The sequence below is a fragment of the Klebsiella sp. MISC125 genome (assembly GCF_051131775.1).
Lineage (GTDB): Bacteria > Pseudomonadota > Gammaproteobacteria > Enterobacterales > Enterobacteriaceae > Klebsiella.
Map to the genome: position 1 here is coordinate 4,725,584 of NZ_CP180448.1, position 23,278 is coordinate 4,748,861.

20 protein-coding genes are annotated in these 23,278 nt (G+C 52.8%); 6 read left to right on the top strand and 14 right to left on the bottom strand.

What is annotated here, in order from left to right; translation table 11 throughout:
* Nucleotides 1-207 precede the first annotated feature (207 nt).
* Genes ACMYSL_RS22205 through ACMYSL_RS22215 form a run of 3 tightly spaced genes read right to left on the bottom strand, consistent with a single transcriptional unit; the run spans nt 208 to nt 4,252 of the window.
* Entirely contained in the window at nt 208-1,986 is a 1,779-nt protein-coding gene (locus ACMYSL_RS22205) for a SmdB family multidrug efflux ABC transporter permease/ATP-binding protein (protein WP_434659967.1), read from the bottom strand.
* Nucleotides 1,979-3,751 (bottom strand): SmdA family multidrug ABC transporter permease/ATP-binding protein, encoded by a 1,773-nt coding sequence (locus tag ACMYSL_RS22210; protein ID WP_434659968.1) that lies wholly within the window; start codon nt 3,749-3,751, stop codon nt 1,979-1,981. Before ACMYSL_RS22210 ends, ACMYSL_RS22205 begins: the two co-directional genes overlap by 8 nt.
* Before the next feature lie 42 nt (nt 3,752-3,793).
* Entirely contained in the window at nt 3,794-4,252 is a 459-nt protein-coding gene (locus ACMYSL_RS22215) for an Lrp/AsnC family transcriptional regulator (protein WP_110273733.1), read from the bottom strand.
* A gap of 115 nt (nt 4,253-4,367) precedes the next feature.
* Here ACMYSL_RS22215 and ACMYSL_RS22220 point away from each other — a divergent pair, with 115 nt between their 5' ends.
* Nucleotides 4,368-5,420 (top strand): PLP-dependent cysteine synthase family protein, encoded by a 1,053-nt coding sequence (locus tag ACMYSL_RS22220; RefSeq protein ID WP_434659969.1) that lies wholly within the window; start codon nt 4,368-4,370, stop codon nt 5,418-5,420.
* 46 nt (nt 5,421-5,466) lie between these two features.
* On the opposite strand, the gene cof is transcribed toward ACMYSL_RS22220, so the two are convergent.
* Nucleotides 5,467-6,285, bottom strand: coding sequence for an HMP-PP phosphatase (cof, locus tag ACMYSL_RS22225; protein WP_110273735.1), 819 nt, complete (start codon nt 6,283-6,285; stop codon nt 5,467-5,469).
* 127 nt (nt 6,286-6,412) lie between these two features.
* Here cof and ACMYSL_RS22230 point away from each other — a divergent pair, with 127 nt between their 5' ends.
* Both ACMYSL_RS22230 and queC read left to right on the top strand, forming a co-directional pair.
* The gene (locus tag ACMYSL_RS22230) at nt 6,413-8,113 is read left to right on the top strand and encodes an SgrR family transcriptional regulator (RefSeq protein WP_434659970.1); all 1,701 of its coding nucleotides are present in this window, start codon (nt 6,413-6,415) and stop codon (nt 8,111-8,113) included.
* Nucleotides 8,114-8,179: 66 nt separating this feature from the next.
* Entirely contained in the window at nt 8,180-8,875 is a 696-nt protein-coding gene (queC, locus tag ACMYSL_RS22235; RefSeq protein WP_434659971.1) for a 7-cyano-7-deazaguanine synthase QueC, read from the top strand.
* A gap of 118 nt (nt 8,876-8,993) precedes the next feature.
* Here the strand turns inward: queC and ACMYSL_RS22240 are convergent, their stop codons facing one another.
* The 10 genes from ACMYSL_RS22240 to bolA form a co-directional block, all read right to left on the bottom strand.
* Nucleotides 8,994-9,395, bottom strand: a complete 402-nt coding sequence (locus ACMYSL_RS22240) for a YbgC/FadM family acyl-CoA thioesterase (protein WP_434659972.1) — start codon at nt 9,393-9,395, stop codon at nt 8,994-8,996.
* A 109-nt stretch (nt 9,396-9,504) separates the two neighbouring features.
* Nucleotides 9,505-9,876 carry a helix-hairpin-helix domain-containing protein gene (locus tag ACMYSL_RS22245; protein ID WP_434659973.1) on the bottom strand — a complete coding sequence of 124 codons (372 nt, stop codon included), beginning with the start codon at nt 9,874-9,876 and terminating at the stop codon, nt 9,505-9,507.
* A gap of 148 nt (nt 9,877-10,024) precedes the next feature.
* Nucleotides 10,025-11,899 (bottom strand): peptidylprolyl isomerase, encoded by a 1,875-nt coding sequence (gene ppiD / locus ACMYSL_RS22250; protein WP_434659974.1) that lies wholly within the window; start codon nt 11,897-11,899, stop codon nt 10,025-10,027.
* A 213-nt stretch (nt 11,900-12,112) separates the two neighbouring features.
* Nucleotides 12,113-12,385: a nucleoid-associated protein HU-beta gene (hupB, locus tag ACMYSL_RS22255; protein ID WP_002444653.1), complete on the bottom strand. Its 273-nt coding sequence runs from the start codon at nt 12,383-12,385 to the stop codon at nt 12,113-12,115.
* Nucleotides 12,386-12,593: 208 nt separating this feature from the next.
* Complete coding sequence (lon, locus tag ACMYSL_RS22260) at nt 12,594-14,948, bottom strand: endopeptidase La (RefSeq protein ID WP_110273741.1); 2,355 nt, start codon at nt 14,946-14,948, stop codon at nt 12,594-12,596.
* Nucleotides 14,949-15,132: 184 nt separating this feature from the next.
* A complete protein-coding gene (gene clpX / locus ACMYSL_RS22265; protein ID WP_182236746.1) occupies nt 15,133-16,407 on the bottom strand; it encodes an ATP-dependent protease ATP-binding subunit ClpX in 1,275 nt (424 codons plus the stop codon).
* Nucleotides 16,408-16,539: 132 nt separating this feature from the next.
* On the bottom strand, nt 16,540-17,163 hold the full coding sequence (clpP, locus tag ACMYSL_RS22270) for an ATP-dependent Clp endopeptidase proteolytic subunit ClpP (RefSeq protein WP_110273743.1): 624 nt from the start codon (nt 17,161-17,163) through the stop codon (nt 16,540-16,542).
* A 313-nt stretch (nt 17,164-17,476) separates the two neighbouring features.
* Nucleotides 17,477-18,775, bottom strand: a complete 1,299-nt coding sequence (gene tig, locus ACMYSL_RS22275) for a trigger factor (RefSeq protein ID WP_181483313.1) — start codon at nt 18,773-18,775, stop codon at nt 17,477-17,479.
* A gap of 148 nt (nt 18,776-18,923) precedes the next feature.
* Complete coding sequence (locus ACMYSL_RS22280) at nt 18,924-19,088, bottom strand: hypothetical protein (RefSeq protein WP_167492816.1); 165 nt, start codon at nt 19,086-19,088, stop codon at nt 18,924-18,926.
* 34 nt (nt 19,089-19,122) lie between these two features.
* Nucleotides 19,123-19,440: a transcriptional regulator BolA gene (bolA, locus tag ACMYSL_RS22285; protein WP_110273745.1), complete on the bottom strand. Its 318-nt coding sequence runs from the start codon at nt 19,438-19,440 to the stop codon at nt 19,123-19,125.
* 305 nt (nt 19,441-19,745) lie between these two features.
* On the opposite strand from bolA, the gene ACMYSL_RS22290 reads away from it, so the two are divergent.
* The 3 genes from ACMYSL_RS22290 to cyoA all read left to right on the top strand — a co-directional run bounded on the left by ACMYSL_RS22290 (nt 19,746) and on the right by cyoA (nt 23,273).
* Entirely contained in the window at nt 19,746-20,324 is a 579-nt protein-coding gene (locus tag ACMYSL_RS22290; RefSeq protein WP_110273918.1) for a lipoprotein, read from the top strand.
* 45 nt (nt 20,325-20,369) lie between these two features.
* On the top strand, nt 20,370-21,845 hold the full coding sequence (gene ampG, locus ACMYSL_RS22295; RefSeq protein ID WP_182236744.1) for a muropeptide MFS transporter AmpG: 1,476 nt from the start codon (nt 20,370-20,372) through the stop codon (nt 21,843-21,845).
* A gap of 480 nt (nt 21,846-22,325) precedes the next feature.
* A complete protein-coding gene (cyoA, locus tag ACMYSL_RS22300) occupies nt 22,326-23,273 on the top strand; it encodes a cytochrome o ubiquinol oxidase subunit II (protein ID WP_434659975.1) in 948 nt (315 codons plus the stop codon).
* Nucleotides 23,274-23,278: the final 5 nt, after the last annotated feature.

The following is a 23,278-nucleotide window of genomic DNA, read 5'->3' on the forward strand; positions in this document are numbered from 1 at the left end:
CTAACACATAGGGAATAAAGCAAGGGCTATGCCAGAAATGAAAAAGGACCGCAAAGCGGCCCTTCTGGAGGGATAAAGAAAAGAAATCGCTTGAAACGAAGCGGGAAAACGCTATGACCGCCTAAAAATGCACCATTTCAGTGCGTGATATGTGACGTTTTTGCACCACCGCAAACCGCCAAACCCGCGCTGCCTGCTCATGGTGCATCAGGCAATAAGCGACTCTTCCTGCGCGCTGGCCGCCAGCTCTTCGCCAGCCAGCTGCAGCTGGTACATCTGCCAGTAACGACCTTTTGCCGCCAGCAGCTGTTGATGATTCCCGCGCTCTACGGCCTGGCCGCGATGCAGCACCAGGATAGTATCGGCCTCAACGATGGTCGATAAACGGTGGGCGATAACGACAAGCGTAGTGTGCTCGCGAACTCGCGCCAGGGCCTGCTGGATCGCCTGCTCAGTACCTGAGTCGATATTGGCCGTTGCTTCATCAAGGATCAGCACCTGCGGGGTATCAACCAGCACCCGCGCCAGCGCCAGCAGCTGCTTCTGACCAACGGAAAGATTGTTCCCCTGCTCGCCCAGTTGCGTATAAATCCCGTCTTCCATTTCGCGGGCCAGCTCTGCCAACTGCACCGCTTCCAGCGCCTCCCAAACCTGCTCTTCGCTGATGTCACGACCGAGGGTAACGTTAGCATAGAAGGTATCGGCCAGCACCACAGGGTCCTGCTGCACCATCGCAATCCCCTGACGCAGCGCGCTGTGGCTTAATGAAGAGAGCGGACGGCCATCGATACGAATTTCACCTTTGGTCAACGGGTAGTAGCCCATCATCAGGCTAGCCAGAGTACTTTTGCCGCTACCAGTATGACCGACCAGCGCCACGAAGCTGCGGGATGGGATATCAAGATTGATATCCTGCAATACCAGACTGTCATCGCGGTAGGCAAAAGAGACATTATCGATACTGACGGCCCCGCTACGCAGTGGGTCGCTATCCTCTCCCCACGCCTGACGCGGCCTGTCCATCAGTTCAAAAACTCGCTCCCCCGCCACAACCGCCTGCTGTAGCATCGACTGTTGAGTTGTCAGTTCGATCAGCGGTTCGTTCAAACGACCAAGGTAGCTAATAAAGGCGTAGAGGACCCCCACTTCGATGGTCCCGGTGCTGCTGAAACCAAACAGCATCAGCAGGCCGCAGAGGATCAGTGAAGAGAACAGGCTCAGCAGCGGGCGTAACAAGAAACCGTCAAGGCGCAAAGTTTGCATCCGCGCCAGGTAGTGCGCGTAGCTGGCCTCGCGCATCCGCTCGCCGAACCGCGCCTGCTGGCGGAACTGCTGAATGACGCCCATACCGTTAATCACTTCGTTGAAGCCATCGTTGATATCCGCCAGCCAGGCGCGAACCCGCCTGACGATTGGCGTGCTGTAGCGCTGATAAATCATCATCACGATCAACACCGCCGGGAAGATAGCGATCGCCACCAGCGCCATCCGCCAGTCAAGGCTGAACATCGCCACCAGCATCGCGCCAATCAGTGCGGCGCTGCGCAACACCGTTGCCACCACGGTCACGTACAGATCGCGGATAACCTCAGTATCGTTGGTGACTCGCGAAATAAGCTGCCCCACCGGTTGAGTATCAAACTCGCTGAGCGGCTGGCGCAGCGCGGCATCCATCACGTCACTGCGCAGTTGCTGCACGACGCCAACCGCCGCACGGTTAAACAGCAGAGACTGGCAGTAATGCAGGCCAGCTGCCAGAAGTTGCAAGCCAAGATAGGCTACCGCAAGGCCGCTAACCAGCTTCAGCGGCAGAGAATTCTTCGCCACCATATTATCGATGAAGTAGCTGATCAGCAGCGGGCCGCTGACCTCAGCCACCGCCGCTACCCACATGATGGCAACGGCAATCATCAGCTGTTTCCGCCACGGAGAACCGTAGGCCAGCAGGCGTTTTAACGTCGGCCAGAGTTGAGTGAAACTACGCACCGGTGACCTCCTCGTGCTCCTGCACAACATCATCCAGCGCCGCTTCGAGCTGCTGATAGCGATACATATCGCGATACCAGCCAGGCTGTGCGGCCAGGGCTTCGTGGCGACCACGCTGGGCAACGTGCCCATGCTGCATCACCAGAATCTCGCTGGCCTCAGTCAACGCCGATAATCGATGGGCGCTGATGATCACCGTTCTCCCCTCACCCCACTGTCGCAGGTTATGCAAAATTTGATGCTCCGTACGGCCATCCACTGCCGACAGCGCATCATCAAGAATCAGGATCTCGGCCTCCAGCAGCAGCGCGCGGGCTATGGAAATGCGCTGCTTCTGCCCACCAGAAAGCATCACGCCGCGCTCACCGACCTCGGTGTTATATCCCTGCGGCAGGCGCAGAATATCCTCATGTACGCTGGCGAGCCGCGCTACGTGTTCGATTTGCTCCTGCGTAGCGTCCGGTCTACCCAGCGCGATATTGCTGGCGACGGTATCGGAAAATAAAAACGGGGTCTGATTCACCACCGCCAGCCGGGCACGCCAGCTATCCAACTGGAGTCGGGTCAGGGGAACGCCGTGGAAACAGATATCCCCATCGGTTACATCGAAATGACGCTGAATCAACGCCAGAATGGTACTTTTACCGGCACCCGTCGGCCCACATATCCCCAGCATTTGACCAGGCTGTAGCGTAAAGTTGACCTTTTCCAGTGAGGATTTATGCGCCTGCGGATAGATAAATTCGCGAACGGCTACGTTGAGCGTACCGCGGCCTTCAGGTGTAGGTTCGCTTCCGTCTTTAACTACCGGAGCCTCTTCCAGCATGGTACGAATACGCGAATAGGCAGCACTCCCGCGCTCGACGATATTAAACATCCACGCCAGCGCCAGCATCGGCCAAATCATCAGGCCAAGGTACATAATAAAGCTGGTAAGCTGACCCAGGGTCATGCTGCCTTGCAGCACCATCCAGCTACCGCCACCGATCGCGAGCAAATTCGCGGTACCAATCGCAATATAGATCGTCGGGTCAAAGCGGGCATCAATGCGCGCCACGCGCATATTTTTCGCCCCGGTATCCGCGGCATCGGCGGCGAACTGCGCCGATTGCCGATCTTCAAGGCCAAAGGCTTTGATCATACGGATGCTGGTGAGGCTCTCCTGAGTACGGTCGTTCAGGCTGGAGAATGCTGCCTGCGCTACGCGAAAGCGCTCATGCAGCGCATCACCGTTACGCTTAATTGCCAGAGCCATAATCGGCATCGGCAGCAGCGCCAGCAGGGTTAACTGCCAGCTGATTTGCGTGGACATCACAATCAGCACCGCGCAGCCCATCACCATGGAGTCAACTAACGTCAACACCCCTTCCCCTGCGGCGAAAACGACCCGGTCAACGTCGTTAGTCGCCCGGGCAATCAGGTCCCCGGTGCGATGACGCAGGTAAAAAGCCGGATGCTGGCGACTGAGCTGGCGATAGAAATCTTCACGCAGTTCGACGGCCAGCTGATAGGAAGCACCGAACAGCAGCACGCGCCAGACGTAGCGCAGCAGGTAAACCATCACCGCAATAACCACCAGCAGGCCGATCCACATCCACACCTTTTCCGCGGTGTAATGTTGTTTCGTGACGCCGTCAACCACGATGCCGACCACTTTCGGCGGTACCAGTTGTAGGATGGCAATGATGATCAGCAGAGCAATAGCGCCGAGGTAACGACGCCACTCCCGGCGGAAATACCAGCTAAGTTGAGCAAATAATCGCAAGCAGTTAAATCCTGAGTATGTAATTCGTAGCGGCGGATGCCGTTAATCAATAGGCAAGGCTGTGGTGTATTTTATCTGTTCCATGGCGAAACTCGAAGTGACATCCGACAGGCCCGGCACGCTGTTAACCAGACGTTTATAAAAATTGTCATAGTTTTTCATGTCAGCAACCTGAACCCGCAGCAGGTAGTCATATTCCCCCGCCATACGCCAGAAGCCGAGGACCTCCGCCATTTGCGTGACCTCGCTGACAAAACGGCAGTACCAGTCGCTACTGTGGTGCTGAGTCTTAATCAGCACAAACGCCGTCAGGCCAAGTCCAACCTTTTCAGCATCCAGCAGAGCGACTCGCCCGCGGAGAATACCTTCGTCTTCCAGACGTTTCAGGCGTTTCCAGCAGGGCGTGGTGGTCAGATTAACGGCATCAGCCAGCGCCTGCAAAGAGAGGGTACAGTCGGTTTGTAGTAGAGAAAGCAGCTTGCGGTCAATTTTATCTAACATTATGCGCCTCAGGAGAAAATTTTACTCCTTTTATTGTAATTGAAAGGCTAAATGGCAACAATTTTTCCTTCGATTTCCGTTAAGCTGGGCACAAAATGACAAACAGGAAATCAAGATGAACAGCGCCTGGATAAAACACGCGATTAGTGAAATTAATGCCGATTATCAGCGTTCCGCCGACACGCACCTTATTCGTCTGGCGCTGCCGGGATTCACCGGGATTCAAATCTACCTTAAAGATGAGAGCACTCACCCAACCGGTAGCCTGAAGCATCGTCTGGCGCGTTCGCTGTTTCTCTATGGGTTGTGCAACGGCTGGATTAAAGAAGGGACGACGATTATTGAGTCCTCTTCGGGTTCGACTGCCGTTTCGGAAGCCTACTTCGCTCGACTACTGGGTCTGCCGTTTATTGCCGTTATGCCCTCATGCACCGCAAAGCGCAAAATTGAGCAAATTGAGTTCTACGGCGGTCGCTGCCACTTTGTCGATAGCGCCTGCGAAATCTATGCCGCGTCCGAAACGTTGGCTCGCGAGCTGAACGGTCATTATATGGATCAGTTTACCTTTGCCGAGCGCGCCACCGACTGGCGGGGCAACAATAATATCGCCGACAGCATCTTCCGCCAGATGACCCATGAACCGCACCCGCAGCCATCATATATCGTGATGAGCGCGGGCACCGGCGGCACCTCAGCCACCATTGGCCGCTATATTCGCAGCCAGGGTTACGATACCAGGTTGATGGTGGTTGACCCGCAAAACTCCGTATTCATGGATTACTGGCAAAGCCGCGATGCCAGCCTGCGCAGCCCGGTCGGTAGCAAAATTGAAGGTATTGGTCGCCCGCGCGTCGAACCTTCATTTATTCCCGATGTGGTCGACGAGATGCTGCGCGTGCCGGATGCAGCCAGCGTCGCCACCGCACTGTGGCTGGAAACGCTGCTCGGGCGTAAGGTTGGAGCATCAACCGGCACCAATATGTGGGGCGTACTGCAACTGGCAGTACGTATGCGCGAAGAAGGCCGCACTGGTTCCATCGTCACGTTACTGTGCGACAGCGGCGAACGCTACCTGGAAAGCTATTACAACCCACTGTGGGTAGCAGCCAATATCGGCGATATCGCCCCATGGCAGGCAAAAATCGCCGAAATGCTGCACGTAAAATAAAAAAAGCCAGATATCACAAGATATCTGGCTCGCTGGTAGGGTCTCTCTATTCGGGGGAATAAGGAAGATCAGGATTATCCAGCCAATGCGTCAAAAAGTGGGAGACCGCCTGATGGCGGCAGTCGCCAATAATCGGTAGATGAGGTAACTGTGCTTTGAGTTGAGCCATGGCATTGCCCATAATCACGCCGCGCCCGACGCTGCCAAGCATTTCCCGGTCGTTCATAGCGTCACCAAACGCCATGCAGTCCTGCAACGTCAGGCCGAGATGCTGGCTCAGCACCGCCAGCGCAGAACCTTTGTTACATCCCGTTGGCAGCACTTCCAGGCAATCCATCGCTGAAAAGCACAAATGCGCGCTAGCCCCCAGCGCTTCGTTCAGTTGGATCCGCAACCGACGCAGATCGTCATGATCGCCACAGAAGCAGATCTTGGTTACCTGATGCGCTGGCATGCGTTTCGGATCGCGAAGCTGATAATGGAAGCCGCTATAGACATGCGCCTTCAGCATTTCTGGGATTTCGCGCCCGGTAAACCAGCCATTGTCATTAAAGATATGCATGCTGGCCGTCGTTTCCCAGGCACTATGCAATACCTCTTCCGCCACTTCCGGAGCGAGATCGCGACGATGCAGCTCTTCCCCCTCCAGAGAGTGAATGCGCGTTCCGTTACCAGTGATGAGAAAGGCATCAAGCGAGAACTCGCCAATAACATGGCGCATTTCCAGCGCATGGCGACCAGTAGCAAACGTCAGGGTGATATCACGATCGCGCAGGCGTTTGAGCGTCGAAAGCGTTTTGTCTCCCAGACGATGGTCCGGCATCAGTAACGTACCGTCCATATCAAATGCAGCCAGTCTTGCCATATTCTCTTCCCCGAAGCGTGATGGATTTTGCTTGTGTTGCAGTATTGCCTGAGATATACGGAAGTAATAGTGAATAGATGAATTTTATTGTTCCGGGTTTTTAGGTAAACATCAGGATAAAGCGAAGATGAGGCTATTAAACCGCCTGAATCAGTACCAGCGCCTCTGGCAACCCTCTCAGGGCGAGCCGCAGCAGGTCACCGTTGGCGAACTGGCGGAACGCTGTTTTTGTAGCGAGCGCCATATTCGTACGCTGTTGCGCCAGGCACAGGAGGCTGGCTGGTTAAGCTGGCAGGCCAGCTCTGGTCGCGGAAAACGCGGGCAACTCCAGTTTTATAAAGCGCCGGAGACGCTACGCAATGAGATGATGGAGCAGGCGTTAAATAAAGGGCAGCAGCAGAATGCGCTTGAGCTGGCCCAGCTTGCACCGGTGGAACTCAAAGCGCTGCTCTATCCTTTTCTTGGGGGGCAATGGCAAAACAATACGCCCACGCTACGTATTCCTTACTATCGCCCGCTGGAACCTCTGCGCCCTGGTTTTTTACCCGGACGGGCTGAACAACATCTGGCCGGACAGATTTTTTCTGGCCTGACCCGATTTGATGCGCTAAGCACCGGTCCAATTGGAGATTTAGCGCACCATTGGGAAGTCTCGCCTGATGGCCTACGCTGGAATTTTTATATCCGTTCCACGCTATTCTGGCATAACGGCGATCCTGTTGAGACATCACAACTACGCCAGCAGCTACTCATGCTACTGGAACTCCCCGCGCTGCGAACGCTATTCGCCAGCATCAGCGAGATTAGCGTCACTCATGCCCAATGTCTGACAATCACCCTGCATCGGGCGGATTTTTGGCTACCGTTTCGCCTGGCGAGTTACTGTAGCGTATTGGCGCATCCGGACAATCCGGCCATTGGTAGCGGACCCTTCCGCCTGAAGTTATTTAGCCCGGAGCTTGTACGACTAGAAAATCATCCGCGTTATCACCTTAGCCATCCTTTGATTCAGGCCGTTGAGTTTTGGATCACTCCGCAGTTATTTGAGCGGGATCTGGGCACCAGCTGCCGTCATCCGGTGCAGATAACGATTGGCGACCCCGATGAGTTGGCCAATTTACGGCAGGTCAGCAATAGTATTAGCCTCGGTTTTTGCTATCTGACTCTGCGTCAGAGCCATCGCCTAAGCAAAGCGCAAGCTCAGCGGCTGGTGTCGTTAATTCATCATTCAACGCTACTGGAAACCCTCCCCCTGGACGAAGATCTGATCGCTCCCAGCAATGAGGTGCTGCCCGGCTGGTCTATTCCGCAAGGGCCGGAAAATCTTGATGTATCACTGCCAGAGAAACTCATCCTGCTCTATCACCTTCCCGTAGAACTACACGCCATGGCAGAGCAGCTCAGGCAACGACTGGCGACATTAGGCTGCGAGTTAACAATTATTTTTCACGATGCTAAAAACTGGGATGGCTGCCAGCAGTTTGCGAAAGCGGACCTGATGATGGGCGATCGTCTGATAGGCGAAGCGCCTGAGTACACGCTGGAACAGTGGTTACGCTGCGATGCACTGTGGCCTAATTTGTTGACCGGGGCACAATATGCCCACTTACAGGCCACTCTCGATGCCGTGCAGGCGCTACCGGACGAACGCAGCCGCAACGAAGCGTTGCGCAATGTGTTTAACAACCTGATGGATGACGCCATCATGACGCCGCTATTTAATTATAATTATCGTATTAGCGCTCCGCCGGGCGTCAACGGCCTGCGTCTGAACGCTCGTGGCTGGTTTGATTTTGCCAGCGCCTGGCTCCCGGCATCAACGCCGTGACAGAGCTGGTCGCCGCGCTCATCAGGCGCTACCATATCCCCTTTACATTGATAGTCAGGAATTACCATGAAACGCGCCGTAGTTGTCTTCAGTGGAGGACAGGATTCAACGACCTGCCTGGTGCAGGCTCTGCAACAGTATGATGAAGTGCATTGCGTCACGTTTGATTATGGCCAACGCCATCGCGCCGAGATTGATGTCGCTCGTGAGCTGGCGATGAAACTGGGGGCGGTCGCTCACAAAGTGCTTGATGTCACCCTGCTTAACGAACTGGCGATCAGTAGCTTAACTCGCGATAGCATTCCGGTGCCGGATTATGAACCGGATGCCAACGGTATTCCCAATACCTTCGTGCCCGGACGCAACATTCTGTTTTTAACTCTGACGGCGATTTACGCATATCAGGTTAAGGCGGAAGCGATTATTACCGGCGTTTGCGAGACCGATTTTTCGGGCTACCCGGACTGCCGCGATGAGTTTGTAAAAGCGCTGCACCACGCGGTTAGCCTGGGAATGGCAAAGGAGATCCGCTTTGAGACGCCGCTGATGTGGCTGAATAAAGCCGAGACCTGGGCCTTGGCCGATTATTGGGGTCAGTTAGATCTGGTGCGCCAGGAAACCCTGACCTGCTATAACGGCATTAAAGGCGACGGCTGCGGACAATGCGCCGCCTGTCATCTTCGCGCTAACGGGTTGAATCAATATCAGGCTGATAAGCTGGGTATTATGGCGGTGATGAAGCGCAAAACAGGGCTGAAGTAATCAGCTATTTCCCCGGAGGCGGCGCTCGACGCGCCTTGTCCGGGCTACCGGCCTGCTGGCGACTGTGAACCCGTAGCCCGGTTAGCGCAGCGCCACCGGGAAGAAAGCGGAAGCTATATTAGCGTAAATTCATTTGATCGAGCTTTTCACGCAGTTCACCTTCAAGCGGCAGCGCTTTCTGCGTTTTTAAATCAATGCAGACAAAGGTGATGAGCGCATCAGCGACCACTTCTCCATTAGGGTTCAGGGTCACGACCTGGCTTAACGTCCCGCTTTTCCCATTCAACTGCTCCAGCTTGCTGGTAACGGTAAGAACATCACCCAATACCGCCGGGCGGCGATAGTTGATATTGATGTTCACCACCACAAAGGCGATGTTGTGCCCGGTCATCCAGTGAAAGGCAGCGCTATTTTCCAGCCCATCCCAGCGCGCCTCTTCGAGAAACTCCAGATAACGTGCATTATTCACATGCTGGTAAACATCCAGATGATAGCCACGAACTTTGATTTGTGTCTGCATAGCGCAAATGCCTTACTTGAATTGTTATTTTGAGGTCAGAGGTCACACCACTTGTGCGACCTCTTCAGTCTGGCAAATATTTACGACTGTGCAAACTTCAACTGAAAATTTATAGCTTCAGATGAGACAGATTTCTCTCCACCAGCGAGTTGCCCATCCCCGGAACCTGTTTAAGATCGTCAACGGTTTTAAACGGTCCGTATTCCTCGCGATAGCTCACAATAGCCTGCGCTTTCTTTAGGCCAACGCCATTCAAAGCCTGGGCGAGTTCTTCTGCACTGGCGTTATTAATACTAACCCTGGTTCCTTCACTATCAGCCGCGTTTATCGCATCAGGCGATTTCGCCTGCGGCGCTTGCACACTCTCCTTACTCGTCGCCGCCGACGCTTTACCACTCGAAGGTGCAGCTAACACTACCTGCCCCCCCGCCGCGCAAACCAGTACGGCGGCGGCAATAAGCGTTCTCATTCCTCGTTTCATGCTGTTATCTCCTTGTTTGTTGACAGCAAGGGCACGATAGCGAGTGGAGAAAAAGAGTACAAAAGGCAAAATGCAGAAATGGAAAAGGCCGCGAAAGCGGCCTTTGAGAATTACATCACGTTACTTGCTTTTGCGAAGCTACGCGAAATTATTGCTGCTGATCGATGATGTCACCGAGCTTAATTTTCGCTGCTTTACGCAGGTTACTCATCAGCGCTTCGAAAGCGATTTGAGCGTTATTCTGGGTGATCCCCTGAACCATCGCTTTTTTCTGCTCTTCCGGCATCGTGCCTGCTTTCACTTCGTCCAGCGCCAGCAGTACGACGTTGCCTTGCATATCAGAACTCACACCGTAGCTCGGTTTGCCCGACTGCGGCAACGGCAGTGCAAATACTGCCTGGCTCAGCGCTTCCTGACCGGTGCGGGACAGCGTCTGCGGAGCGCCGAAGCTCAGGCCAGCGGCTTTCATCGCCTCATCGCCTTTGCCCTCTTTAAGCGCCACCAGAAGCTTGTCGGCGTCCAGTTTAGCCTGCTGCTCCGCCTTGCTGTGCTTGACGATATCGCTGACCTGCGCTTTCACATCCGCCAGCGGTTTCACCGCTTCCGGTTTATGCTCACTGATGCGCAGAACAAATGCACGATCGCCATCAACGGTGATGATGTCGGAGTTACTACCAGGAGTACCGCTTTCACCAACCAAACCACCGTTGAAGATAGCGTCAGAAACCGGTTTGAAGTTCAGCTCTTGCGGAAGGTTGTCACGACCAAACCAGCCGGTTTCAACGACTTTTAGTCCGGCAACCTGTGCGGCACCCGCCAAAGACTCGTTATCGTTGCTCGCCGCATCGCTCACTTTCTGCTGTAGCGCGTAGTAAGCGTCCAGAGCTTTATCCTGTTTCACTTTCGCCGCGATATCAGCGCGCACGTCAGCCAGCGGTTTAAGTTGTGCTGCCTGAACGTCATCAAGGCGCGCCACCAGGAAACCCACGGAAGATTTAATTACGCCAGACAGCTGGCCTTTGTCTTTCAGGCCCGCATCTTTCAGCTCAGGCACGGTCGCTGCATCTTCCAGCCACCCCATATCGCCGCCGTTACGAGCAGAGATGATATCGGTGGACTTTTCTTTCGCCAGGGTGGCGAAATCAGCCCCCTTCTTCAGCTCATCAAGCACCGCCTGAGCATCCGCTTCAGTCTTGGTCTGAATGATGCTGTAGCGGTTACGCTGCGGCTGAGTGAACTGTTCCTGATGCTGGTCATACCATGACTGAATTTCTTCGTCAGAGACGTTTTCCTGCATGCTCGCGGCATCCATCTGGATGTAGCTTACGCGGAACTGTTCCGGCGACATAAAACGCGCCTGATTCTGCTGATAGAAAGCGTTAATTTCGTCGTCGGTTACGGACTGCTTCGCCGCCAGCGCGTTCACGTCGATGGTTGCTTCACGCACCACGCGCTGTTGGGAAACCAGTGCCGCCAGCTGATCGGACTCGCCCGGCAGCATAAAGTCGGTACCCGCTACAGCGGTAATCAGTTGCTGCGTGGTCAACTGATTACGCAGCGCTTGTGCATACTGGTCCGTAGTCATACCCATCTGATTAACGATACGGCTGAAGCGCTCGTTATCAAATTTGCCATCAGCCTGGAAAGCCTGGGTCTGGAAGATGGCCTGCTTAACCTGGTCGTCACTGACATTAAGACCGAGTTCACGGGCATACTGGTCAAGCAGCGCCTCGTCAATCAGACGATTCAGCACCTGCTGGCGCATGGTCTTCATGTAATTTTCATTGGCCGCCAGTTCAGAGAACTGATCGCCAAGCTGCTGCTGCATGCGATTACGTTCGCTGGCAACGGCATTTTCAAATTGGGCGCGACCAATCTCCTGGTCATTAATTTTCGCGGCATAGTTGTTACCACCGCCAATCAGGTAACCACTCACCCCGGTCAAAATGAACGAGACAATAATGATACCGAAAATAATCTTGAGCACGACGCTATTGGCGGCCGTGCGTAGGTTGTCCATCATGGTGTAACAACGCTCCGCTGTAGATGACTTTTGCTCGCGCAGCATAGCATGTGATGGCTACTGCGCGTGAGGACGTATTTTGACAAGAAAACAGGGTGATTGTCAGCCCACAAGTGCGTATAAACTCACATTAAGTCGCATTCTGGCAAATAAAAAAGGCACATCTCACGATGCGCCCTTGTACTTCGTCACAGACCCCAGTGGGGAAGTCGATCAGTTTACCGCGTCTTTCAGCGCTTTACCTGCACGGAAACCCGGTACTTTAGCAGCGGCGATGGTGATTTCTTTACCTGTTTGCGGATTGCGGCCAGTACGGGCGGCGCGCTCTTTAACAGCAAAAGTACCAAACCCTACCAGCGCAACGTCATCCCCAGCCTGCAGAGATTCAGTAACAGAAGCGATTAAAGCATCTAACGCACGTCCAGCTGCGGCTTTAGAAATGTCCGCACCGGCAGCAATTTTGTCAATCAGTTGAGATTTATTCACTGTTCTCTTCCTCTCTTTATAATTTATATCGCACCAGAATCCTTCGTGGTGCGACCGCGCAGCAGTTATATCAGGACTGTCATGCCCTTACAACAGCGTTGTAAATGACCCCCCTGCCAGCGATCTAAGTTAGCGATACAAAAAAAGGCTGGCAAGTGCGAATTTACTTACCAGCCCTATTTTTCTTAGCGCTATTTGCGCAAAGTCACTATTTTGCCGTGACGACTTCCATGCCGAACGGTTCGTTCTGCAGCGCAAGTGCCAGAACTTCCTCGATTCGTTTCACCGGATGGATATCTAAATCGGCAATAACGTTATCTGGAATTTCTTCAAGGTCACGTTTATTTTCATCAGGAATCAGAACAGTCTTAATACCGCCGCGATGTGCAGCCAGCAGTTTTTCCTTCAGACCACCAATTGGCAGCACCAGACCGCGCAGGGTAATTTCCCCGGTCATTGCCACATCGGCACGCACCGGATTCCCCGTCAGACAGGAAACCAGCGCGGTACACATCGCAATACCGGCGCTTGGACCATCTTTCGGCGTTGCCCCTTCCGGTACGTGAACGTGGATATCGCGTTTTTCGTAAAAATCTGAGTTAATTCCCAGCTTATCCGCACGCGAACGCACCACGGTCAACGCTGCCTGGATGGATTCCTGCATGACTTCACCGAGCGATCCGGTATAGGTCAATTTGCCTTTACCTGGGACGCAGGCGGTTTCAATAGTCAGCAGATCGCCACCCACTTCCGTCCACGCCAGGCCGGTCACCTGACCGACACGGTTTTCGTTATCCGCACGGCCATAGTCATAGCGCTGTACGCCAAGGAAATCATGCAGGTTGTCGCCGTTAATCTCGATGTGTTTCAGCGTTTTATCCAGCAACAGCTGTTTAACCGCCTTACGGCACAGTTTAGAGATTTCACGTTCCAGACCACGCACGCCCGCTTCACGGGTGTAATAACGAATGATGCCAACAATAGCGCTATCATCAACCGTCAGTTCGCCTTTTTTCAGCGCGTTACGCTCAATCTGTTTCGACAACAGGTGACGTTTAGCGATGTTCAGCTTTTCATCTTCGGTATAGCCGGAGAGACGAATCACTTCCATACGGTCCAGCAGCGGTGCCGGAATGTTCATGGAGTTAGAGGTCGCAACAAACATCACGTCGCTGAGATCGTAATCCACTTCCAGATAGTGGTCGTTAAAGGCCACGTTCTGTTCCGGATCCAAGACTTCCAGCAATGCCGAGGCCGGATCGCCGCGCATGTCGGAGGACATTTTGTCAATCTCATCGAGCAGGAACAGAGGGTTTTTAACGCCCACTTTCGCCATCTTCTGGATAAGCTTGCCCGGCATAGAACCAATATAGGTGCGACGGTGGCCACGAATTTCCGCTTCATCACGCACACCGCCCAGCGCCATACGCACGTATTTACGTCCGGTTGCTTTGGCAATGGACTGGCCCAGCGAGGTTTTACCCACCCCCGGCGGCCCAACCAGGCACAGGATCGGCCCTTTGAGTTTGTTTACGCGGCTTTGCACTGCGAGGTACTCAAGAATACGATCCTTCACGCGCTCCAAACCGTAGTGGTCGGTGTCGAGGATCTCCTGCGCCTGACGCAGATCTTTTTTGACCTTGCTACGGGCGTTCCACGGCACCTGCACCATCCAGTCGATGTAGCCACGAACGACGGTCGCTTCCGCCGACATCGGGGACATCATCTTCAGTTTTTGCAGTTCCGCTTCGGTTTTTTCTTTTGCCTCTTTCGGCATTTTCGCCGCGTCGATCTTACGCTTCAGCGCTTCGTTCTCGTCCGGGGCGTCGTCCATCTCGCCGAGCTCTTTTTGAATGGCTTTCATTTGCTCATTCAGATAGTACTCGCGCTGAGATTTCTCCATCTGCTTTTTCACGCGGTTGCGAATACGCTTTTCAACCTGCAGCAGATCGATTTCTGACTCCATCATCGCCATCAGATATTCCAGACGTTCGTTAACGTCGGACATCTCCAGCACGGACTGTTTGTCCGCCAGCTTCAGCGGCATATGCGCAGCGATGGTATCCGCCAGGCGTGCCGGATCGTCGATGCTATTGAGCGACGTCAGCACTTCTGGTGGGATTTTTTTGTTCAGCTTGATGTAGCCTTCGAACTGGCTGATAGCGGTGCGAACCAGTACTTCCTGCTCGCGCTCGTCAATCGCCGGCGATTCAAGATATTCCGCTTTCGCCGAAAAATGCTCGCCGTTATCAGACAGTGCAGAAATACGCGCACGCTGCAAACCTTCGACCAGTACTTTTACCGTACCGTCCGGAAGCTTCAGCATTTGCAAAATAGACGCCACGGTCCCGACGGTGAAAAGATCGTTTACACCCGGCTCATCCGTCGACGCTTCTTTCTGCGCAACCAACATGATTTTTTTATCATGGTCCATGGCCGCTTCGAGACAACGGATAGATTTTTCCCGCCCTACAAACAGGGGTATGACCATGTGCGGATAAACCACCACATCGCGCAACGGCAATACGGGGATTTCAATGCGTTCAGAACGCTCAGGATTCATAGAGCTCTCTCTTAGTTTAAAGTCCGCCAGGTAGCCGACGACGCAATTCAACGACGCGTCGCCGTTAATATGTAAACCAGTATATGGGGATGTATTCCACACATTCAACGGCGGGAATGCAGGAAAAATAAAAGGGGAGATAAAATCCCCCCTTTTTGGTTAACTGCTTGAGCAAGTTGGCTAATTATTCACCAGATGCTTGTTGCGCTTCCGGTTTACCGTAAATCAGCAGCGGCTTGCTTTGCCCGTCGATGACTGATGCGTCGATAACCACTTTTTCGACATCTTCCATTGATGGAAGATCGTACATGGTATCAAGCAACGCAGCTTCGACGATGGAACGCAGGCCACGAGCACCGGTTTTACGCGCCATCGCTTTCTTAGCGATGGCGTCCAGCGCTTCTTCGCGGAACTCCAGCTCAGCGCCTTCCAGGTTGAACAACGCCTGATACTGCTTGGTCAGGGCGTTTTTCGGCTCTTTCAGGATCTGAATCAGCGCTTCTTCGCTCAGCTCTGTCAGCGTTGCCACTACCGGCAGACGACCGATGAATTCCGGAATCAGACCAAATTTGATCAGATCTTCCGGCTCAACCTGAGACAGCAGCTCGCCTTCGCTGGCTTTGTCGGATTTAGCCTTAACCGTCGCGCCGAAACCAATACCTGAACCGGTTTCTACGCGGTGGGAAATGACTTTATCCAGCCCGGCAAATGCGCCACCGCAGATAAACAGAATCTTGGAGGTATCAACCTGCAAGAACTCCTGCTGCGGATGCTTACGCCCGCCCTGCGGCGGTACGGCAGCAACGGTGCCTTCGATAAGCTTCAGCAGCGCCTGCTGCACGCCTTCGCCAGAAACATCGCGGGTAATCGACGGGTTATCCGATTTACGGGAAATCTTGTCGATTTCATCAATATAGACAATGCCGCGCTGCGCTTTCTGCACGTCGTAATCGCACTTCTGCAACAGCTTCTGGATGATGTTCTCAACGTCTTCACCCACATAACCGGCTTCGGTCAGGGTGGTCGCATCAGCCATGGTGAACGGAACATCCAACAGGCGCGCCAGCGTTTCCGCCAGCAGCGTTTTACCGGAACCGGTCGGCCCGATCAGCAGAATGTTACTTTTACCCAGTTCAACGCCATTGCTGGTATCGCCATTACGCAGACGTTTGTAGTGGTTGTATACCGCCACTGCCAACACTTTTTTCGCCGGTTCCTGGCCGATAACATAATCGTCAAGATGGTGGCGAATTTCGTGCGGAGTCGGCAGTGCACTGCGCTCGCGATGCGGCGCGACTTCTTTGATTTCTTCGCGAATGATGTCGTTACATAAATCAACGCATTCGTCGCAGATATACACGGATGGCCCGGCAATTAGCTTACGCACTTCATGCTGGCTTTTGCCGCAAAAAGAGCAGTACAACAGTTTGCCCGAACCATCTTTGCGTTTATCTGTCATGAGTCCAAACCTCTTATTAAGTTCTTTGTGCCGCACACGACGACGCAAATGCCATTCTCAGGCGCAAGCCGCTCGCAAGCGTTGTGCCGCCCTCTTTCAAACAAGTATAGCGGCACCCTTGCGCCAGGGGCATCAATTACGATGAGTCAAAATGGAGTCGACGAGGCCGTATTCCACTGCTTCCGAGGCAGAAAGGAAGCGGTCACGCTCGGTGTCGCGCTCGATCTGCTCAAGGGATTGACCCGTATGGTGCGCCATCAGTTCATTCATGCGCCCTTTCACTTTCAGGATTTCACGGGCGTGGATTTCAATATCCGTCGCCTGGCCCTGGTAGCCGCCCAGCGGTTGGTGAATCATCACACGGGAGTTTGGCAGACAGAAACGTTTATCTTTCGCCCCGGCAGTCAGCAGGAACGCGCCCATTGAGCACGCCTGCCCCATACAGATGGTGCTGACGTCAGGCTTAATAAACTGCATGGTGTCGTAGATAGACATCCCGGCGGTGATCACCCCACCCGGCGAGTTAATGTACAGGTAGATATCTTTTTCCGGGTTTTCCGCTTCCAGAAACAGCATCTGCGCCACGATCAGGTTAGCCATGTGGTCTTCTACCTGGCCGGTCATAAAAATGACGCGCTCCTTGAGCAGACGGGAGTAAATATCAAATGAACGTTCGCCGCGTGAGGTCTGTTCAATGACCATCGGCACCAGGGCCATATGGGGTGCAAAGTTATCTCGTTCGCCACTGTATGACATTTCCGTCTCCTGGATTAATTTGAAAAAAACCGCTGCACTGATTGTAACCTTATGGACGGATTATCAGCCAGAATTTCTGCCTCAGGCAGAAGTGCATATATGCATACTTTATGACAAAGCATGATCATGCCGATGCAGTTACGTCTCTCGGTTATGGGGATGGCGTTGCCATAATTCAAGCATAACAACCTTTTGGCGTAACGCTATCACTGAAATCGGCTTTTCGCACTCATCCTAAGGCTATCATTGCAATAAAAAACCCGCCGCCTTTCGGCAACGGGTTTTTGCTCAAACCTTAAACCTTGGGGCGAAATTACGCCTGCTGGTTCATCAGCTCGCTGAAGGAAGTGGCCGCTTCAGACACTTTAGCTTTCGCCAGCACGGCTTCAACAGCCTGCTCTTCCAGAGCGACGTTGCGCATGTTGTCCATCAGCTCTTTGTTTTTGCTGTAGAACTCAACAACTTCTTTCGGATCTTCGTAAGCAGAAGCCATCTCTTCGATCAGGCCTTTTACGCGATCTTCGTCAGCTTTCAGCTCGTGGGTACGAATCACTTCGCCCAGCAGCAGACCAACAACAACGCGGCGTTTAGCCTGTTCTTCGAACAGTTCACGCGGCAGTTCCAGAGCCTGTTGCTCGTTACCACCAAAGCGCTGAGCAGCCTGGCGACGCAGAACGTCGATTTCGCTGTCGATCAGTGCAGACGGTACGTCGATATCGTTAGCTTTTACCAGACCTTCGATAGCCTGAGACTTAACGCGGTTACGTACTGCGCCTTTCAGCTCGCGCTCCATGTTTTTACGCACTTCAGCGCGCAGACCCGCTACAGAACCATCTTCAACGCCGAAACGCTTGATGAATTCTTCAGTCAGTTCCGGCAGTTCACGTTCTTCAACTTTCTTCAGGTTGATAACGAATTTAGCCGCTTTACCTTTCAGGTTTTCTGCGTGGTACTCTTCCGGGAAGGTCACGTCGATAGTGAATTCTTCGCCCGCTTTGTGGCCTTTAATACCGTCTTCAAAGCCTGGGATCATACGACCCTGGCCCATCGCCAGTACGAAGTCAGACGCTTTGCCGCCTTCAAACTCTTCGCCGTCAACGGAACCGGTGAAGTCAACGGTAACGCGATCTTCTGCATCAACAGCGCCGTCTTTATCTTTCCAGTTAGCCTGCTGCTTGCGCAGGGTATCCAGCATGGTATCAACGTCAGCGTCAGTGACTTCAACAACCGGTTTTTCAACTTCGATTGCTTCCAGACCCTGCAGTTCAACTTCCGGATAGACTTCGAACTCAACTGCGTAAGTGAAATCTTCACCCAGCTTGTATTCGCCCGGAACGTAGTTCGGTGCGCCAGCCGGATTAATCTTCTCTTTGATGATCGCGTCAACAAAGTTGCGGCTCATCAGGTCACCCAGCACGTCCTGGCGAACAGAAGCGCCATAACGCTGAGCAACGACATTCATCGGCACTTTGCCTTTACGGAAGCCGTCAATGCGAACTTTTTTCGCTACGTTGACCAGCTCGCTTTTGACAGCATTCTCGATGCTGTCAGCGGCGATAGTAATCGTTACACGGCGCCCAAGGCCCTGAGTGGTTTCAACTGAAACTTGCATCTTGTTACCTCAAAAAAATCACAGTGCTCGGTCAACTCTGGAAGCGCGTGTAGGTTGCTTCGCAGAACCGGGATGCCCTCTTCAAATCAGAAACACATTCCCTGTCGTCAGAATCATCCCGAAGACATTCATAATAAAAGACGCGGCATTATAGCGGCATCACTTTTGTGAGTCGAGAACGGTTGTCGCCCACTGTTGCGGCATTTTTCACATTTCCCGAGCAAATCTGCCTGTAAAAACGCTCAAGCTGAATGTTTTCCAGGCAAAACAAAACGGCCCGTAGGCCGTTTTCTGATAAATCTTCACGCAACATACTGGAAAAGCTCCAGCGGTTGCAAATGCGATTTCTACGCGATACTTCCAGCTCCGCGACAAGGAGGAGAAGCGAAGATGGTATCCTGCAGTCCTTCCCACTCTTTAATCGTATAGGTATGCAGCGCCAGAGCATGCACGGTGCTTGAGAGTTCCTCTGTCAACGTCCCATAAATCATGCGATGACGATTGAGAAAACGCTCGCCAAGGAAGCGATCGCTCACCAACACCACTTTAAAATGACTTTCAGAGCCCGCAGGAACGTTGTGGCGATAACTTTCATCCACGACTTCAAGATACACCGGGTCGAACGCTGCTCTAAGTTTTGCTTCGATCTGTTCACGTATCATCATGAATTTTCTCCTCCGACAACGCTGTATTGCCGCCATTCCCTTTAAATGTTAGCCGCTTTTACCGCTTCCATTAGGGGAAAACAACAAAAAATTAGCATTCCTCCGATATTTTCATTCAAAAGTATCGGGTTTACTCACTCAGTCCGTCAGAACAACCGCCAAAATCATGATAATAAATGAGGCAAGAACAGAAAACGCACAAGACGATGAATTTACATGCGTTGCTACTTCCCCTTGCCGTTGGCGATGTTATGATGACGGGAATTTCCTCAATTACCACTCCACCACGCGTTGAGACCCTGAACATGTTTAAGAAAATTCTTTTTCCTTTGGTCGCGCTGTTTATGCTGGCCGGATGCGCCACTCCGCCGACCACTATTGATGTTTCACCAAAAATAACCCTGCCGCAGCAGGATCCAAGCCTGATGGGCGTGACCGTCAGCATCAACGGCGCCGATCAGCGTCCAGACCAGGCGCTGGCAAAAGTCACTCGCGACAACCAGCAGGTCACGCTGACGGCCTCCCGCGACCTGCGTTTCTTACTGCAGGAAGTGCTGGAAAAACAGATGACCTCTCGCGGCTATATGATTGGTCCGAACGGCGCTGTTGATCTGCAAATTATCGTTAACAAATTGTACGCTGACGTCTCCCAGGGCAATGTGCGTTACAACATCGCAACCAAAGCCGATATTGCGATCATCGCGACCGCTGCAAACGGCAATAAAATGAACAAAAACTATCGTGCCAGCTACACCGTTGAAGGCGCATTCCAGGCCTCCAACCAGAATATCGCCAACGCGGTTAATAGCGTCCTGACCGATACCATCGCCGATATGGCACAGGACACCAGCATTCACGATTTCATCAAACAAAACGCTCGTTAATTAACCGCAGACCCGGCCTCGCGCCGGGTCTGCGCTATATACCTTATGTCCAATCATTACTTACGCATTTTCACACAGCCTAAATCGGCCATTTTGCTGATCCTTGGCTTTGCTTCTGGGTTACCCCTCGCCCTCACATCCGGTACGCTGCAAGCCTGGATGACCGTTGAGAATATCGATCTAAAAACGATTGGTTTTTTCTCCCTCGTCGGCCAGGCCTACGTCTTTAAGTTTCTTTGGTCGCCGCTGATGGACCGCTACACGCCGCCTTTTCTTGGTCGCCGTCGCGGCTGGCTGTTAGCTACCCAGTTCCTGTTACTTATCGCTATTGCGGCAATGGGATTCCTTGAGCCGTCCACGCAATTGCGCTGGATGGCGGCGCTGGCGGTGGTTATCGCCTTCTGCTCCGCCTCTCAGGATATCGTCTTCGATGCGTGGAAAACGGATGTGCTGGCAGCGGAAGAACGCGGTACCGGCGCGGCGATTAGCGTACTGGGCTATCGCCTGGGGATGCTGGTTTCCGGCGGACTCGCCCTTTGGCTTGCCGATCGCTGGTTAGGCTGGCAGGGGATGTACTGGCTGATGGCCGCACTGCTGATCCCCTGCATCATCGCCACCCTGTTAGCCCCGGAGCCCAGCGACGTTATTCCTGTGCCAAAAACGCTGGAGCAGGCCGTTGCCGCGCCGCTGCGTGACTTCTTTGGGCGCAATAACGCCTGGCTGATTCTGCTGCTGATCGTCCTTTATAAGCTTGGCGATGCCTTTGCCATGAGCCTGACCACAACATTCCTGATTCGCGGCGTCGGCTTCGATGCTGGCGAAGTGGGTATGGTCAATAAAACGCTGGGCCTGTTCGCCACCATTGTTGGCGCACTATATGGTGGAGTATTAATGCAGCGCCTGACGCTGTTCCGCGCGCTGTTCATTTTTGGGCTCTTGCAGGGCGTGTCCAACGCCGGTTACTGGCTGCTGTCGATTACCGATAAACACCTTTTCTCGATGGCGACGGCTGTGTTTTTCGAAAACCTGTGCGGCGGGATGGGTACGGCAGCATTCGTCGCGCTGCTGATGACGCTGTGCAATAAATCCTTCTCAGCCACGCAATTTGCGCTGCTCTCCGCACTTTCCGCCGTCGGGCGCGTGTACGTCGGCCCTATTGCGGGTTGGTTTGTTGAAGCGCACGGCTGGCCTACGTTCTATCTCTTCTCTGTGGTTGCCGCTGTGCCGGGGATTTTACTGCTGCTGGTCTGCCGACGGACGCTGGAACATACCCAGCGCTCGGAGAGTTTCATGCCACGCACGCACTTTCCACAGACTTATTCGCTGGCATTAATGATTCTGGCGATAGGGTGTTTGATGCTGTCAATATGGCTGCTTTTACTGGTGCTAAATGCGCTGGATTACACCAACTTTTCCTTCCTTGCTGGCCTGCTGGAGATCGCCGTGCTAACAGCCGTTGGCGGTATTTTGCTCGGTGCTCTCCTTGATTATCTGGCGTTACGCAAAACTGAGCTGATTTAAATCATCCAGAAAACGTTAGGGGACGTTGTAATTACGAAACGTAATTATAACGTCTTATTAACGATTTTATATTCATCATACTTCATTTGTTGTTTTGTGCGTTTTAGATTTCTGGAAATTATTGACAATTTTCATTCTGTTTTATAAAAAATTTAACCGATTCAGCTCGCGTGATTTATTTTTCCGCTTTTATCACGTCTTTTATTTGATGCGTAATTGTTAATTATTTGTTTTATTTTACGTATGGTTATACTCATTCTCTTATAAGTCACTCCATTCTTATCTCTTTCGCTATCAATCCCGCATAAATCAAGCTTTGCAAGCTATTATGTCACACTCCGTAACATATGTGACAAACCAAGCAGAAGCCGCTAACACGGAACAGACACAGATCCAATGATGTTTACAGTAATGCAACCTTCCCGTAAAATGCCCGTACACTTTAAGCGCCACCAGATTCCGTGGAATTGAGGTCGTTCAATGAGACTTAGGAAATACAATAAAAGTTTGGGATGGATGTCATTAATCGCAGGTACTGTATTACTCAGTGGTTGTGATTCTGCGCTCCTCGACCCAAAAGGACAGATTGGACTGGAGCAACGCTCTCTGATTCTGACGGCCTTTGGCCTGATGATGATTGTCGTTATTCCAGCCGTCTTGATGGCAGTAGGATTTGCCTGGAAGTATCGTGCGAGCAATAAAGATGCGAAGTATAGCCCGAACTGGTCACACTCCAACAAAGTTGAAGCTGTGGTCTGGACGGTTCCTATTCTGATCATCCTGTTCCTGGCCGTTCTGACCTGGAAAACAACTCACGCATTAGAGCCAAGCAAACCGCTTGCTCACGATGAAAAACCAATCGTTATCGAAGTCGTTTCGATGGACTGGAAATGGTTCTTCATCTATCCGGAACAAGGTATTGCTACCGTCAACGAAATCGCCTTCCCGGCGAACGTACCGGTACACTTTAAAGTGACCTCCAATTCCGTGATGAACTCGTTCTTTATCCCACGTTTAGGCAGCCAGATTTACGCAATGGCCGGGATGCAGACTCAGCTGCACCTCATTGCGAACGAAGCTGGTACTTACGACGGTATCTCCGCCAGCTATAGCGGCCCGGGCTTCTCTGGAATGAAGTTCAAAGCTATCGCCACGCCGGATCGTGCAACCTTCGATCAGTGGGTAGCGAAAGCAAAACAGTCTGCGAATGCCATGGATTCTATGGATACGTTCGACAAACTGGCAGCGCCTAGCGAATACAACAAAGTGGAATACTTCTCTAACGTGAAACCTGATTTGTTCAAAGATGTTGTTAACAAATTTATGTCTCACGGTAAGAGCATGGATATGTCCCAACCTGAAGGCGAGCACACAGCGCACGAAGGAATGGAAGGCATGGACATGAGCCACGCGGAAACCGCTCACTAAGGGGC